We start from the raw sequence: 14,019 nt of genomic DNA, 5'->3' as shown, positions 1-14,019 counted from the left end.
GCCCAAGCGCGTACGGTTCCCGCGCGAAAGGAAGACCGATGTCTGACGTCGAAGTCCATATCGAACTTGCGGGAATAACCCGATCGGTAGGCCTGCTTCGACACCACGCTTCGGGGCGAGGTGAAACCGCCACGTTCGAGTACAGCGAGGAGTGGCTCGGTTGCGACGCGCGATTCTCTATCGAACCGGCACTGCATCTGTCGAAGGGCGTGTTCGCGCCGCCAGCGGGACAACCTCTATTCGGTTCGCTAGGCGATTCGGCGCCGGACACCTGGGGCCGACGGTTGATGCAACGTGCGGAACGACGAAACGCCGAGCATGACGGGCGTCGTGTCCGTACGCTGGGTGAACTGGACTATCTGCTGGGTGTATCCGACGAAACGCGGTCGGGCGCGATGCGTTTCCGCCGGCGAGGGGAAGACGTATTCCAGGCGCCGGGTCGTAGCGTGCCACCGGTCATAGAGCTGGGCCGGCTGCTGCAGGTAACCGAGCGCATTCTCAGGAATGAAGAATCCGACGACGACCTGAAGCTCATCTTCGCTCCAGGGTCCTCGCTTGGTGGTGCGCGTCCCAAGGCGTCCGTCATCGATCAGCACGGCTATCTTTCCATCGCCAAGTTTCCAAAAGACACCGACGAATACAGCATCGAAACGTGGGAAGAAGTGGCGCTTCGTCTTGCGGAGCGCGCGGCTATCGAAACCCCTCGCCACGAGTTGGTGACGGTCGCGGGTAAAGGCGTCTTGCTGTCCCGCCGATTCGATAGAAATGGAGGGAAACGTACGCCTTTCCTATCGGCGATGTCGATGCTTGGGATGCGCGACGGCGAGCGTGGGAGTTATCCGGAACTCGTGGATGCGCTTGCATCCCATGGAGCCGACGCCAAGGCTGACGCCAGGCAGTTGTATCGCCGCGTCGCATTCAGTGTGCTGGTCTCGAACGTCGACGACCATCTGCGGAATCATGGATTTCTCTGGCGAGGCAAGGCCGGCTGGACCTTGTCGCCAGCGTACGACCTGAATCCGGTACCGGTGGATATCAAAGCTCGGGTACTCGCGACTAATATCGACCTCGATGAGGCCACGTGCTCGCTCGATCTTCTGCTCGATTCGGCGGACTTGTTTGGAGTTCGGCTGGCCGAAGCGAAGGCGATCGTGCGTGAAGTGGCGAACGTGACCCGTACCTGGCGCGAGGTGGCAAGGGAAGCGGGAAGCCGTGAAGGTGAAATCCAGCGCATGTCGAGTGCTTTCGAGCATGACGATCTCGATCGCGCTTTGAAGCTGTCATAAAGGAGACGGAACATGACGAAGGTACGTGTCGCTGGATTCACCGTGTCGCTGGACGGTTTCGCGGCCGGACCCGAACAAAGCCTGGATCATCCCCTCGGGCTGGGAGGCGAGGCGTTGCACCGATGGCTGGTCGGCACGAAAACCTTTCATGCGATGACGGGCGAGGAAGGCGGCACGTCGGGGGTCGACGAGACGTATGCCGCGCGATCCATGCAAGGCATGGGCGCCTGGATTCTCGGCCGCAACATGTTCGGCCCCGTTCGCGGCCCGTGGCCCGACGACAGTTGGAAGGGTTGGTGGGGCGACACGCCGCCTTATCATTGCCCTGTCTTCGTCCTGACACGGTATGCGCGGGCACCCGTCGAAATGGGCGGCGGCACGATCTTCCACTTCGTGACCGGTGGCATCGACGAAGCGCTTGCACGCGCCAGGGAAGCGGCCGGAGGAGCCGATATCCGCATCGGCGGAGGTGCCTCGACCATCCGCCAATACCTGCAAGCCGGCGCGATCGACGAACTGCACCTGGCCATCTCGCCGGTGTTGCTCGGCCGGGGTGAAGCATTGTTCGAGGGCATCGATCTTCCCGCCCTGGGCTACACGGTGGTCGAGCATGCCCAGGGCGAGAACGCCATGCACGTCGTGCTGGCTCGTCAAGCGCCTCCGAAATAAGCCGGCTGGTCGACATCGGCGAGCAAGCCTGGCTGCGTCGGCTGCCAGCCGAGTTGCGCGCGCGTCCGTTCACTCGATGTCGGCGCGTCGATCCCGGCGAACATGGCGAACCAACCGAAGTGGGCCTGCGCTTCCTCGACTGTCTTGCCCGCGACGGGAACGCCCAGGCGGCGGCCGATCACCGCGGCGATGTCCCGGAACAGCACGCCTTCTTCGGCGATGGCATGGAAGCGGCCACCGACCGCATTGGCATCCAGGGCGAGCCGGTACAGGCGCGCGGCGTCGACGCGATGCACGGCCGGCCAGCGGTTGGTTCCTTCGCCGATATATGCGGCCACGCCTTTCTCGCGTGCGAACTGGATAAGGCGAGGCACGAACCCGTGATCGCCTTCGCCGTGCACGGAAGGAGGAAGGCGAACCACCGATGCGTGCACGCCACGTGCCGCGAGTTCGAACGCCGTCGTTTCCGATGCACGGGGATAGGTGCTGGAGGTCGGCACGGGGCCGTCTTCTTCCGTGGCGAGGCGACCATGGGCGAGATGCGCGACGCCAGAGGTGACCAGCAGCGGACGCTGTGAACCCTGAAGAGCATCGCCGAGCGCCAGGATGGCGGCGCGATCCATCGCGCAATTCTCCGCGAAGCGGGAGAAATCATGGTTGAAGCCCGCATGGATCACGGCATCCACCATGGATGCCCCGCGGCGCAGGCTGTCCAGGTCCTCCAGCGATCCGCGATGCACTTCCACGCCTGCGTCGCGCAACGACGCGGCGCCCGCGTCGGAGCGGGCGAGACCGAGCACGGCATGTCCCGCGTTTCGCAATTCCTTCACGACGGCCGAGCCGACGAAACCCGTTGCACCTGTCACGAATACACGCATGGAAATCTCCCATCGATCGAATGATGGGCGTACTCTCCGCAGATGATCGATCGGGGTGAAGTAGTGACGTTATACGGGTATGGGAACTAACACGATGAGTGTGCCGCTTGCCAAGGACAACGCGCTCGGAGAATTCCTGAGGGACCGCCGCGAGAAACTCGACGCGGCCGCCCTGGGGTTCCCGTCGGTACGGCGGCGTACACCGGGCTTACGCCGCGAAGAAGTCGCCCAACGCGCCAACGTCAGCGCCACCTGGTACACGTGGCTCGAACAGGGGAGAGGTGGCGCGCCATCGGCCGACGTGCTCGACCGCATCGCACGCGCGCTCATGCTTACCGATGTCGAACGCGAGCATCTCTTCCTGCTCGGTCTGGGCCGGCCGCCGGAGGTTCGTTATCAGGCGATGGGGGATGTGACGCCGCGCTTGCAGCGCGTGCTCGATGCCTTCGAACTCTGTCCGGCCATCGTGCGCACCGCCACGTGGGACGTGGTCGCCTGGAATCGCGCCGCCGCGGCGGTCCTGACCGACTACGGCGAACTCATGGCCGCGGACCGCAACATCCTGCGCCTCATGTTCTCCCATTCCCGCGTCAGGGAGCGGCAGCTCGACTGGGAGAGCGTCGCGCGCTTCGTCGTCGCGTCGTTCCGTGCGGACGTCGCGCGCGCGGGGGCATCCAGGGAGATCGAATCCTTCGTCGCCGAGATGCGCAGCCAGAGCGCCGAGTTCGATGCGATGTGGCGCAACCATGACGTGAGTGGCCATGGCGGGGGAACGAAGGTCTTTCGCCACGCGGACGGTGGCCTGTTGACGATGGAATACTCCGCGTTCACGGTCGATGGCCGGCCCGACCTCAGCATGATCGTCTACAACCCCGTCGCGCCGGAGGATGCGGCACGCATAAGGGCGCTCCTCGCCGCATCGCCGGGTTGAGGAAGGGTTGCCAATCCCTTCTGCGACACCATGTGGTGGGCTTGCACCTTCGAAAACCCTTCAGGAGAACCACCATGGCGCAACCCGCGCTGTTCAAGCCGATCCAGGTACGTCGCCTGGAGTTGCCCAACCGCATCGTCATCGCGCCGATGTGCCAGTACTCGGCCGAGAACGGCCGGATGACCGATTGGCACCAGATACACCTCGGCCAGCTCGCCATGTCCGGTGCATCGCTGCTGACGATCGAGGCGACGGGCGTGCTGCCCGAAGGCCGCATCACGTGGGGCGACGTCGGCCTGTACGACGACGCGACCGAGGAAGCGATGCGGCGCACCCTCGAAAGCGTTCGCCGCTGGTCCCACACCGCGATCGGCATCCAGCTCGGTCACGCGGGACGCAAGGCGTCCACGGAAGTTCCCTGGGCGGGTGGGCACCAGCTCCCGCCGGACGATCCGCACGGATGGCAGACGGTCGCGCCATCGGCCATCCCGTTCAATGAAGGCGACGTGGCCCCGGTGGCCCTGGACCGCGAGGGCATGGTCCGTATCCGTGACGCCTTCGCGGCGGCGGCGGTCCGCGCCGCGCGGTTGGGGCTGGACTTCGTCCAGTTGCACGGTGCGCACGGCTACCTGTTGCACCAGTTCCTCTCGCCCTTGTCGAACCGGCGCACCGATGAATACGGCGGCTCGTTGGAGAACCGCATGCGCTTCCCGCTCGAGGTCTTCGAGGCGGTGCGCGCGGCATTCCCCGTCGACCGGGCGGTCACCATGCGTGTATCGGCCACCGACTGGGTGGAAGGCGGCTGGGACCTGGAGCAGACGATCGCCTTCGCCCGGGCGCTGGAAGCGCGTGGCTGCGATGCCGTCCATGTTTCCACCGGCGGGCTCCATCCCGCGCAGCGCATTCCCGCCGGCCCGAGTTACCAGGTGCCGTTCGCGCGCGCCGTGAAGCAGGCGGTGAAGATGCCGGTGGTGACCGTCGGCCTCATCACCAGCGCCGAGCAGGCCGAGGCGATCGTCGCCACCGGCGACGCGGACATGGTGGCCCTGGCGCGCACCATCCTCTACGACCCCCGCTGGCCCTGGCATGCGGCAGCCGAGTTGGGGGCCACCGTGCTTCCGCCAAAACAATACTTGCGGTCGCAACCGGCACGGCACCGTCACTTGTTCGGCGTCGACGGGCCGGTCGGGCCGACGGCATCGTGGGAGCGGGACGAGAACGGCGCCTACTGGTGAGGTGACGGGGCTGCGACAAGATGATGCAAGTCGCCCTGTCGCAGCCGTCGTTACACTGGGCGCTCCGTCCAGCCTGGAGCGCGAGCATGGCAGCGCCCATTCCTCCGTTCACGCACGACACCGCCGTCCAGAAGGTCCGCCTGGCCGAAGACGGCTGGAACAGCCGCAATCCCGAAAAGGTGGCCCTGGCGTACACCCCGGACAGCCGCTGGCGTAACCGCGCGGAATTCGTCAATGGACGGGCCGACATCGTCGCCTTCCTCACCCGCAAATGGGCGAAGGAGCAGGAATACCGCCTGATCAAGGAACTCTGGGCCTTCACCGGCGACCGCATCGCCGTGCGCTTCGCCTATGAATGGCACGACGACAGTGGCAACTGGTTCCGTTCCTATGGCAACGAGAACTGGGAATTCGACGGCGCGGGCGAGATGCACCATCGCTACGCCTGCATCAACGACTTGCCGATCAAGGAAAGCGAGCGCAAGTTCCATTGGCCGCTCGGCCGCCGCCCCGACGACCACCCGGGGCTGTCGGACCTCGGCCTCTGATATCTTCGCCGGCCGTGCGTGGATACGAGGCCGAGGACGATTCATGAGCAAAGAACCCAAGCGTTGCGCCTGGGCGGGAACGGACCCGCTATACCTGGAATATCACGACACGGAATGGGGCGTGCCACTGCACGATTCGCGCATGCTGTGGGAGCAATTGATGCTCGAGGGTTTCCAGGCCGGCCTTTCGTGGATCACCATCCTGCGCAAGCGGGAGAACTTCCGGAAAGCGTTCAAGGGATTCGACCCCGCCAAGGTAGCCCGCTTCGGCGAGAAGGACATCCTGCGGCTGCTCGACGACGCGGGGATCATCCGCTCGCGGGCCAAGATCGAAGCCACGATCGACGGTGCCCGTATCTATGAGGACATGCGTGCCCGTGGGGAGGATTTCGACCGCTATTGCTGGTCGTTCACCGGGGGAAAGGTGCTGCGTGGCGATGGCCGTACGGTGCAGGCGCAGACGCCGCTTTCGGTCACCATTTCGAAAGACCTGAAGAAGCGTGGGTTCAAGTTCGTGGGGCCGACGATCACCTATGCCTGGATGCAGGCGGTGGGGATCGTGGACGATCATGCGTTGGGGTGTTTCCGGCGCTGAGGGGGACATCGCGGACAGGGTCCGCTCCCACCAGGCATGGACACGGCACGGTCCGCTCCCACCAGGGCATGGACATGGCAGGGTCGGCTCCCATCGGGGTGCCGGCGGTGGCGTAGAATTCCGGGTTCCGCATACCGGGTCGCCGCCTTGCTTCCGAACGACGCCATTCCATCCGCCAGCCATGCCGTGTTCGACGAGGCCGATCGTGCCTGGATGGCTCGTGCGCTCGAACTGGCCGTGCATGCGCGCGACGCCGAAGGCGAGGTGCCGGTCGGCGCCGTGGTCGTGCTCGATGGCGTGGCGGTCGGCGAGGGCTGGAACCGGAACATCACGCTCAACGATCCCACCGCGCACGCGGAGATCCAGGCACTGCGGGCGGCGGGCGAAACACTGTCGAATTACCGGTTTCCCGGGGCCACGCTCTACGTCACCCTGGAGCCGTGCGCGATGTGCGCGATGGCGATGGTGCACGCGCGCATCGCACGCGTGGTGTTCGGGGCCACCGATCCGAAGACCGGGGCAGCCGGCAGCGTTTTCGACACCCTGGTGTCGCCACGGCACAACCATCGTGTCGAGGTGTCGGGCGGCCTGGAAGCCGAGGCGGCGGGCGACCTGCTGCGCCGCTTTTTCCGCGACAGGCGCTAGGCGTACGGCGCCAGCGCTTCAGCGCACGAGCGCTCGATCTTCAACGAGATGAGGCCGTCGGCCCGTGTCACGCCAAGGTTCACCGAAGCGATCGGCAAGCCGCGGCGCGAGGCCTCGAGTACGAACCGGTAACCCGAATAAACCATCAGCGACGAGCCCACGACCAGCATGGCGTCGGCCCGGCCCAGGTGCGCCCACGCGGTGTCCACGCGGGCGCGGGGCACGTTCTCGCCGAAGAAGACGACATCCGGCTTGAGGATGCCGCCACACACCGTGCAAGGCGGGATGGAAAACGCGGAGAAATCGACCTCGTCGAGGTCGGCGTCGCCGTCCGGCGCGACGGTGGCCTGCAAGGCCATCCATGTGGGATTGGCTTCCTCCAGGCGCGATTGCATGGACTCGCGCGTGGTGAGGTCGCCGCATTGCATGCAACGCACGCGGTCGAGCCGGCCGTGCAGGTCGACGACATTCAGGCTGCCGGCCCGCTCGTGCAGGCCATCGACGTTTTGCGTGAGCAGCAATTCGATACGGCCCGCATGTTCCATGGCCGCCAGGGCGCGATGCGCCACGTTCGGCGCGACGCCGGCGAAATGACGCCAGCCGATCATGCCGCGCGCCCAATAGCGCGCCCGCGCGGCCGGCCCGCTCATGAATGCCTGCAACGTCATCGGTGGGCTTCGCTTCCATGCCCCGCGATCGTCGCGATAGTCGGGAATACCCGAATCGGTGCTGATGCCCGCGCCGGTCAGGACGAACAGGCGTGGATGCGCGTCGATGAAGCCGCGCAGTGGATCTGCGGTGGCGGTGTCGAGGGAGGGCAGGGTACTCACGGTCCGGAACTATAGCCCATCGGTCCGGCGTGTTCCCGAAGGGCCTGCAGCACCTGGCCGGCATCGTCGGCGAAACGGATGATCGCCTGGTCGAGGTAACGGTGGCGCCCTTGCTCGAGTTCCCGTTCGAGCGCCAGTCCCACGCAGGACAGCTCCGTGGCCTCGGCCATGCCGAGGGCGCCCGATACCCTGTGCAGCCAGGCTTGAAGGTGAACGATTCCCGGCTCGCCGAGCAGCGCGCCGAGGCCGGCGAGGTCGCTGCTCAGCGCACGGTCGAGTGCGACGATCACTTCCCGTAGCGCGTGTTCGCCTCCGAGCGTGGAACGCAAGGCGTCCACGTCGATGCGTGGTGGCACGCGCGGCCGTTCGAAGGCGAGTTCGACGATGATCCGGTTGCCGATGTCCGTGTCCCATTCACGATGGACCACGCCACCGACGGCGGCGATCATCCCCGCTACCTCGTCGAGGCATGCGTGGTCGTCCGCCGTGGGATGGTGTTCGTCGGCCACCGTGAAATGCACGATCTGCGTTCCCGCGTCGTCGCCGACCACGTCCACATGCAACGCGACATGCCCGCCGCGCGCGTGGAGCGCGTGTTCCAGCAGCAAGGACAGTGCACGGCCAAGCGTGGAAAACGAGCCTTGCAGGTCGCCGGCGAGCGCGGGGTCGATCTCGAAGCCGAGCCGGATGCCGCGTGCGAGCGCGTCCTGGGCGTAGCGGCGGCCAATCCGGCCCAGCAGTTGGGGCAGGCTGTCGCTGGCCTCGATGCGACGCTGTGAAGCGACGTTCCCACGGGCCTTCCACCATGCGGCGATGCGATGCAGGAGTGGCATCGGCGGGCGCGATGTGCTCAACTCTGCGGCCCGCCCACGATGCTCCAGACCGGCACGTGGGTGGTTGGACAAGCAAGGAAGGATGGATCACTCATGGTCTACCGCGTCATTCTGGCGGACGATCACCCCGTCGTGTTGAAGGGCCTCAGCCTCGCCCTGGCCAAAGACGGCCTCGCGACGGTGGTAGGCGAGGCGCAGTCGCCGGACGAACTCCTCGGCCTGCTCGCGGTGACGCCCTGCGACGCGCTGATCACCGACTTCAGCATGCCCGCGCCGGGACGCGATGGTCTCGTGATGTTGCACGAGATACGCCGACGGCATCCCACGCTTCCCGTGATGGTGATCACGACGCTGGCCAATCCGGCGTTGTATCGCGAGATCATCGGGACAGGCGTGCTCGGCCTCATCGGCAAGTCCGGCGACACCCGGGAAATCCCCGAGGCGTTGATGGAAATCCTGTCGAATCATGTCTACCTCGGTGGTTCGGTGCGCGATCTGGTCGCTACGCCACACGGCGAGCCGCTGGGCAAGTCCGGGACCCTGGCCGACCTCTCACCGCGCGAGCTGAAGATCCTGCGGTTGTTCGCCGCCGGCAACAGCGTCACCGATATCGCCAAGGCGACGGGACGTGGCTTGTCGACCGTCAGCCAGCAGAAATCGAACGCGATGCGAAAGTTGCGGCTGGACACGGATGCCGAAATTTTCGAGTACATCGAGCGGTTGCGCTTGTGACGCGCCATCGCCAGGCACCACGATAACCATCGCCGGACGCGACGGACATGGAAGATTTCTCAAAACACGTCGTATGCTTGGGGACCGGATTCCAGGAGAGCCATGGTGAGTGCCAAGATCAGCCCACTTGCGGGAAAGCCCGCGACGGAGAGCCAGCCTGTCGACGTGGCGGCCTTGCTCGCCGCCTACCACGACCTCAAGCCCGATCCGTCCGTGCCCGAACAGAGGGTGGTCTTCGGTACGTCCGGTCATCGGGGTTCGTCGTTCGACCGTTCGTTCAACGAATGGCACGTGCTGGCCGTGGTCCAGGCCATTTGTGAATATCGCGCGAAGGATGGTGTCGATGGACCGGTGTTCATCGGCATCGACACCCATGCGCTATCCGGTCCGGCGTTCGAAAGCACCCTGGAGGTGCTGGCCGGTAACGGCGTGGAAACACAGGTATCCGCCGGCGGCGAGTTCACGCCGACACCCGCCGTGTCGCACGCCATCCTGGTCCACAACCGCGGCCGCGACACCGGCCGCGCCGACGGCATCGTCATCACCCCGTCGCACAATCCGCCCGAGAGCGGCGGTATCAAGTACAACCCTCCACATGGCGGTCCCGCGGATACCGACGCCACGTCGTGGATCGCGGCGCGTGCCAACGCCCTGATCGAAGGTGGCCTGCGTGAGGTGAAACGCATTCCCTTCACGCAGGCCCGCAAGGCCGGAACCACGCACGAATTCGATTTCCTGCAGCGCTACGTCGGCGACCTGGACGACGTGCTCGACCTGGAGATCATCCGCGCGAAGGGCGTGCGCATGGGCGTCGATCCGCTCGGTGGCGCGGGCGTCCATTACTGGAGCGCGATCGGCGAGCGTTATGGCCTGAACCTCACGGTGGTGAGCGAGACGGTCGATCCGACGTTCTCGTTCATGTCGCTCGACTGGGACGGCCGCGTGCGCATGGACCCATCGTCCTCGTATGCGATGCAGCGGCTGATCGGCCTGAAGGACAAGTTCGACGTGGCCTTCGCCTGTGACACGGATCACGACCGGCACGGTGTCGTCGCACCGAGTTCGGGCCTGATGCAGGCCAATCATTATCTCGCGGCGGCGGCCTGGTACCTGTTCCAGAATCGCCCCGGCTGGCGTGCCGACGCGGCCGTCGGCAAGACCGCGGTGAGCACCGCGCTGCTCGACCGCATCGCCGGGCACCTGGGCCGGCCGTTGCGCGAGGTGCCGGTGGGTTTCAAGTATTTCGTCGCGGGCCTGTACGACGGCAGCCTCGGCTTCGGCTGCGAGGAAAGCGCCGGTGCGTCGTTCCTGGCCAAGGACGCCTCGGCATGGTCCACCGACAAGGATGGCATCGTGGCCGCCTTGCTCGCCGGCGAGATGACGGCCCGCCTCGGCAAGGACCCGGGCGAGTTGTATTCGGACATCACCAAGCAGCTGGGCGAACCCGCCAATGCGCGCATCGACGCACCCGCCAACCATGCGCAGAAGGCGAAGTTGTCCAAGCTCGCGCCGGAGCAGGTGACTTCCAGGACACTCGCGGGCGATCCGATCGTCGAGGTGATCAACAAGGCGGGCGGGCAGGGCATCGGTGGCATCAAGGTGATCTCGGCGAACGCTTGGTTCGCCGCGCGACCGTCCGGTACCGAGGACATCTACAAGGTCTATGGCGAGAGCTTCCGCGGCAAGGAGCATCTGCAGACCGTCCTCGCCGAGGCACAGGCGATGGTCGATAGCGCGCTCTCCGGCTGATACCGAGGTTCCCGATGTCCAACGAAAACACGCCGATCAAGGTCCTGGTCGGCTCGCGTAATCCGGTCAAGATCGGCGCCGTGCGTAATGCACTGGCGCCCCTGTTTCCCGGCCGCCTGGTCGAGTGCGAGGGCATGCATGCGCCGTCGGGCGTGCACGACCAGCCGATGTCCGCCGCGGAAACCCGCGAGGGCGCGCTCAATCGCATGAACTTCTGCCGGCAGAACGGCGAGGCGGATTTCTACGTCGCGCTGGAAGGCGGCGTCGACGTCACCGAGGATGGCCCGGGTACCTTCGGCTATGTCGCCATCGCGAACGGCGTCGATGTGTCGGTGGGATGCAGCGCATGGTTGCCCCTGCCGCCAGCGGTCTACGAAGCCTTGCTCGAGGGCGAGGAACTCGGCGACGTGATGGATCGCCTGTTCAACACGGTGAACATCAAGCAGCAGGGCGGCGCCATCGGCCTGGTCACCAATGGCCATGCGACACGCGAGAGCGCGTATACACAGGCGATGGTGCTGGCGATGGCGCCGTTCCTCCATCCGGAGCTCTATGGGCTCCGGCCGGCTATCTAGCTCCCGCGGTTCAGCGCATGCCGCCCGAGGCGATGATCAATTCGCCAGTGAGCCAGCGCGCATCGTCCGAGGCCAGGAAGGCGACGATCGGGGCGATGTCGTCCACCTGGCCGACACGTCCCAACGGCGTCTGGCTGACGGCGAAGGCTTCCAGGTCGGAACCTTCGAAGCCTGCCGTCTTCACGCCCTCGGTGATCACCATGCCCGGGTTGACGGCGTTCACGCGGATACCGCGCGGGCCGAGCTCGCGGGAGAGCACCCCGGTGATCGCGTCCACCGCGCCCTTGGTGCCGGTGTAGACGGCACTCTCGGGCGGCGTGATGCGGGTGACGGTGGAACCGATGTTGATGATGCTCGCGCCCGCGCCCAGGTGCTTCACGGCGGCCTGCGTGACCAGGAGCGTGCCGAGCACGTTGATGTCGAAGGTGCGGCGGTACAGTTCCTCGGTCGTCACTTCGATCGAGGCGAACTCGTACACGCCCGAGTTGTTCACCACGACGTCCAGACGGCCAAAGTGCTCGATGGCCTTGGCGACGAGGTTTTCCGCTTCCGCTTGCTTGGACACGTCGCCACCCACGGCCACGGCCTTGCCACCGGCCGCCTCGATCTCGGCCACGACCTTGTCCGCGCCCGCCTTGCTGGAGGCGTAGTTCACGACGACCGATGCGCCTTCGGCCGCCAGTGCCTTGGCGATGCCCGCGCCGATGCCCTTGGATGCGCCGGTGACCAGTGCGACCTTGTCTTTGAGCTTGCTCATGTTGATGTTCCATGACTAAGTGAGAGTCCGCCCGACGGGCGGTCGGCCCCGATGCGGGGCCCTGCACCGATCCATGGGGACGAGGCCGTGCGAGCTGTCATACCTTCCGGCGCATAACACTTATGCCGCTGAAGCAATGGTGATTGGGGAAGACGCACTTGAAAGGCGCCAACGGCGCCTTATTCATGTTCCGGTCGAGGTGACGGCAGCACGCCGCCCCACCCAATCGCTCTATCGGAAATCCTTCATGAACTCTTCCACCGCGCTCGAACCCGTCGATTCTTTCGATTACGTCATCTTCGGCGCCACCGGCGACCTCACGATGCGCAAGTTGTTGCCTGCGCTGTACCGGCGTTTCGCCGAAGGGCAGGTTCCCGCCGATTCACGCATCGTGGGCACCGCACGCTCGCCGCTGGACGACGAAAGCTATCGCGAGCGGGCGCGCCAGGCGCTGCGCGAACACGTGCGCGCCGACGAGCTCATCGAGGCGACGGTGAACCGGTTCCTGCGCATGGTTCACTATGTGAGCCTCAATGGCGCCGAATCCACGGGCAACTGGGAAGGCCTGAAGTCCCTGCTGGAATCGAACGCCGCCGCCGACCGGGTGCGCGTCTTCTACCTGGCGACGGCGCCGGACCTGTACGGCGACATCGCCCGCAACGTGGCGGAGCAGGGCCTGCGTAGCGAATCGTCGCGCATCGTGCTGGAGAAGCCGATCGGCACCGACCTGGAAACCGCACGCAAGGTCAACGAAAGCGTCGGCCGCTACTTCCCCGAGGGAAGCATCTTCCGCATCGATCATTACCTCGGCAAGGAAGCCGTGCAGAACATCATCGCGTTGCGCTTCGCCAACCCGATGCTGGAGCGCATGTGGGATCGCGATTCCATCGAGTACGTGCAGATCACCGCCGCCGAGACCGTCGGCCTCGAAGGCCGGGGCGGCTACTACGACGGTTCCGGCGCGTTGCGCGACATGATCCAGAACCACTTGTTGCAGGTACTCACGGTGGTCGCCATGGAGCGCCCCGGGTCGCTCGACGCCGATGCCTTGCGTGACGAGAAGGTGCGCGTACTGAAATCGCTGAAGCCACTCGATCGCGACAACCTGCGCGCGAACGTCGCGCGCGGCCAGTACGTGCAGGGCACCGCCGGCGGCAAGCCGGTGCCGGCGTACCGTGAAGAGTTGCCGGGCGAAACGCCGAGCAACACCGAGACCTTCGTCGCCTTGAAGGCGGAAATCGACAACGCGCGTTGGCGCGGCGTCCCCTTCTACCTGCGTTCGGGCAAGCGCATGCCCGAGAAGCTTACCGAAGTGGTCGTGCAGTTCCGCGCGGGCGAGCCGGGCCTGTTCGGCGAGGCGCGGCCGGGCAGCCGACTCGTCATCCGCGTGCAGCCGAACGAAAGCGTCACGTTGCCGCTGTTCGTCAAGCACCCCGGCAACAGCTTCGGCCTGGACGAGGTCGACGCGTTGTCCCGGCTCGGCGAGCCGGGCCGCATCCGCTACCGCGACTCCTACGAGGGGCTGATGCTGGATGCCGTGAAGGGCAGCCCCGCGCTGTTCGTCCGCAAAGACGAGACCGAGGCGGCCTGGCAGTGGGTGACGCCGATCCTGGAAGGCTGGCGCGAGGACGAGAACGGCCCCGACACCTACGAAGCCGGCACCTGGGGCCCCGATTCGGCCCGCGAACTGCTGCGCCAGGCGGGTCATCAGTGGGTCGAGGACATCGCCGCCTGAAGCGCCTCCCGGCCGCCTGTC

General features: G+C 65.9%; 15 protein-coding genes. 11 read left to right on the top strand and 4 right to left on the bottom strand.

Annotated features, from left to right (window positions below; genetic code table 11):
• The first annotated feature begins 38 nt into the window (after positions 1–38).
• Both AB6730_RS01345 and AB6730_RS01340 read left to right on the top strand, forming a co-directional pair.
• Entirely contained in the window at positions 39–1,286 is a 1,248-nt protein-coding gene (locus AB6730_RS01345; RefSeq protein ID WP_371021869.1) for a type II toxin-antitoxin system HipA family toxin, read from the top strand.
• Positions 1,287–1,298: 12 nt separating this feature from the next.
• Positions 1,299–1,955, top strand: a complete 657-nt coding sequence (locus AB6730_RS01340; protein WP_371021868.1) for a dihydrofolate reductase family protein — start codon at positions 1,299–1,301, stop codon at positions 1,953–1,955.
• Here AB6730_RS01340 and AB6730_RS01335 read toward each other — a convergent pair.
• Positions 1,937–2,833, bottom strand: a complete 897-nt coding sequence (locus AB6730_RS01335) for an SDR family oxidoreductase (RefSeq protein WP_371021867.1) — start codon at positions 2,831–2,833, stop codon at positions 1,937–1,939. The genes AB6730_RS01340 and AB6730_RS01335 overlap by 19 nt on opposite strands.
• Positions 2,834–2,927: 94 nt before the next feature.
• On the opposite strand from AB6730_RS01335, the gene AB6730_RS01330 reads away from it, so the two are divergent.
• The 5 genes from AB6730_RS01330 to tadA all read left to right on the top strand — a co-directional run bounded on the left by AB6730_RS01330 (position 2,928) and on the right by tadA (position 6,787).
• On the top strand, positions 2,928–3,764 hold the full coding sequence (locus AB6730_RS01330; protein WP_371021866.1) for a helix-turn-helix transcriptional regulator: 837 nt from the start codon (positions 2,928–2,930) through the stop codon (positions 3,762–3,764).
• 74 nt (positions 3,765–3,838) lie between these two features.
• Positions 3,839–4,999 carry an NADH:flavin oxidoreductase/NADH oxidase gene (locus AB6730_RS01325; protein ID WP_371021865.1) on the top strand — a complete coding sequence of 387 codons (1,161 nt, stop codon included), beginning with the start codon at positions 3,839–3,841 and terminating at the stop codon, positions 4,997–4,999.
• Positions 5,000–5,085: 86 nt separating this feature from the next.
• On the top strand, positions 5,086–5,547 hold the full coding sequence (locus tag AB6730_RS01320) for a DUF1348 family protein (RefSeq protein ID WP_371021864.1): 462 nt from the start codon (positions 5,086–5,088) through the stop codon (positions 5,545–5,547).
• 43 nt (positions 5,548–5,590) lie between these two features.
• Positions 5,591–6,142: a DNA-3-methyladenine glycosylase I gene (locus AB6730_RS01315; RefSeq protein ID WP_371021863.1), complete on the top strand. Its 552-nt coding sequence runs from the start codon at positions 5,591–5,593 to the stop codon at positions 6,140–6,142.
• Between the two features lie 147 nt (positions 6,143–6,289).
• Positions 6,290–6,787 carry a tRNA adenosine(34) deaminase TadA gene (gene tadA / locus AB6730_RS01310; protein WP_371021862.1) on the top strand — a complete coding sequence of 166 codons (498 nt, stop codon included), beginning with the start codon at positions 6,290–6,292 and terminating at the stop codon, positions 6,785–6,787.
• Here tadA and AB6730_RS01305 read toward each other — a convergent pair.
• Positions 6,784–7,617 (bottom strand): NAD-dependent protein deacetylase, encoded by an 834-nt coding sequence (locus AB6730_RS01305; protein WP_371021861.1) that lies wholly within the window; start codon positions 7,615–7,617, stop codon positions 6,784–6,786. The two genes, tadA and AB6730_RS01305, sit on opposite strands and share 4 nt — an antisense overlap.
• Positions 7,614–8,450 (bottom strand): hypothetical protein, encoded by an 837-nt coding sequence (locus AB6730_RS01300; protein WP_371021860.1) that lies wholly within the window; start codon positions 8,448–8,450, stop codon positions 7,614–7,616. Before AB6730_RS01300 ends, AB6730_RS01305 begins: the two co-directional genes overlap by 4 nt.
• Before the next feature lie 93 nt (positions 8,451–8,543).
• Here AB6730_RS01300 and AB6730_RS01295 point away from each other — a divergent pair, with 93 nt between their 5' ends.
• The 3 genes from AB6730_RS01295 to yjjX all read left to right on the top strand — a co-directional run bounded on the left by AB6730_RS01295 (position 8,544) and on the right by yjjX (position 11,506).
• Positions 8,544–9,182 (top strand): response regulator, encoded by a 639-nt coding sequence (locus AB6730_RS01295; protein ID WP_371021859.1) that lies wholly within the window; start codon positions 8,544–8,546, stop codon positions 9,180–9,182.
• A 102-nt stretch (positions 9,183–9,284) separates the two neighbouring features.
• Positions 9,285–10,931 (top strand): phosphoglucomutase (alpha-D-glucose-1,6-bisphosphate-dependent), encoded by a 1,647-nt coding sequence (gene pgm / locus AB6730_RS01290; RefSeq protein ID WP_371021858.1) that lies wholly within the window; start codon positions 9,285–9,287, stop codon positions 10,929–10,931.
• Between the two features lie 14 nt (positions 10,932–10,945).
• The gene (gene yjjX, locus AB6730_RS01285) at positions 10,946–11,506 is read left to right on the top strand and encodes an inosine/xanthosine triphosphatase (protein ID WP_371021857.1); all 561 of its coding nucleotides are present in this window, start codon (positions 10,946–10,948) and stop codon (positions 11,504–11,506) included.
• A gap of 10 nt (positions 11,507–11,516) precedes the next feature.
• On the opposite strand, the gene AB6730_RS01280 is transcribed toward yjjX, so the two are convergent.
• Positions 11,517–12,263, bottom strand: a complete 747-nt coding sequence (locus tag AB6730_RS01280; RefSeq protein WP_371021856.1) for a glucose 1-dehydrogenase — start codon at positions 12,261–12,263, stop codon at positions 11,517–11,519.
• A gap of 247 nt (positions 12,264–12,510) precedes the next feature.
• Here AB6730_RS01280 and zwf point away from each other — a divergent pair, with 247 nt between their 5' ends.
• Positions 12,511–13,998 (top strand): glucose-6-phosphate dehydrogenase, encoded by a 1,488-nt coding sequence (gene zwf / locus AB6730_RS01275; RefSeq protein ID WP_371021855.1) that lies wholly within the window; start codon positions 12,511–12,513, stop codon positions 13,996–13,998.
• Positions 13,999–14,019 lie beyond the last annotated feature (21 nt).

This window comes from Luteibacter sp. RCC_6_2 (assembly GCF_041360655.1).
In the GTDB taxonomy this organism is placed as follows: Bacteria; Pseudomonadota; Gammaproteobacteria; order Xanthomonadales; family Rhodanobacteraceae; genus Luteibacter.
The sequence above is the reverse complement of the archived record's forward strand: the minus strand, read 5'-3'. Positions and strand labels throughout refer to the sequence as shown.

Excerpts from the sequence above, each read along its gene's own strand:
- zwf (WP_371021855.1), top strand. The coding sequence starts at position 12,511 with ATGAACTCTTCCACCGCGCTCGAACCCGTCGATTCTTTCGATTACGTC.
- AB6730_RS01335 (WP_371021867.1), bottom strand. The coding sequence starts at position 2,833 with ATGCGTGTATTCGTGACAGGTGCAACGGGTTTCGTCGGCTCGGCCGTC.
- AB6730_RS01320 (WP_371021864.1), top strand. The coding sequence starts at position 5,086 with ATGGCAGCGCCCATTCCTCCGTTCACGCACGACACCGCCGTCCAGAAG.
- AB6730_RS01340 (WP_371021868.1), top strand. The coding sequence starts at position 1,299 with ATGACGAAGGTACGTGTCGCTGGATTCACCGTGTCGCTGGACGGTTTC.
- AB6730_RS01325 (WP_371021865.1), top strand. The coding sequence starts at position 3,839 with ATGGCGCAACCCGCGCTGTTCAAGCCGATCCAGGTACGTCGCCTGGAG.
- AB6730_RS01330 (WP_371021866.1), top strand. The coding sequence starts at position 2,928 with ATGAGTGTGCCGCTTGCCAAGGACAACGCGCTCGGAGAATTCCTGAGG.
- AB6730_RS01300 (WP_371021860.1), bottom strand. The coding sequence starts at position 8,450 with ATGCCACTCCTGCATCGCATCGCCGCATGGTGGAAGGCCCGTGGGAAC.
- AB6730_RS01345 (WP_371021869.1), top strand. The coding sequence starts at position 39 with ATGTCTGACGTCGAAGTCCATATCGAACTTGCGGGAATAACCCGATCG.
- AB6730_RS01315 (WP_371021863.1), top strand. The coding sequence starts at position 5,591 with ATGAGCAAAGAACCCAAGCGTTGCGCCTGGGCGGGAACGGACCCGCTA.
- AB6730_RS01280 (WP_371021856.1), bottom strand. The coding sequence starts at position 12,263 with ATGAGCAAGCTCAAAGACAAGGTCGCACTGGTCACCGGCGCATCCAAG.
- yjjX (WP_371021857.1), top strand. The coding sequence starts at position 10,946 with ATGTCCAACGAAAACACGCCGATCAAGGTCCTGGTCGGCTCGCGTAAT.
- AB6730_RS01295 (WP_371021859.1), top strand. The coding sequence starts at position 8,544 with ATGGTCTACCGCGTCATTCTGGCGGACGATCACCCCGTCGTGTTGAAG.
- pgm (WP_371021858.1), top strand. The coding sequence starts at position 9,285 with ATGGTGAGTGCCAAGATCAGCCCACTTGCGGGAAAGCCCGCGACGGAG.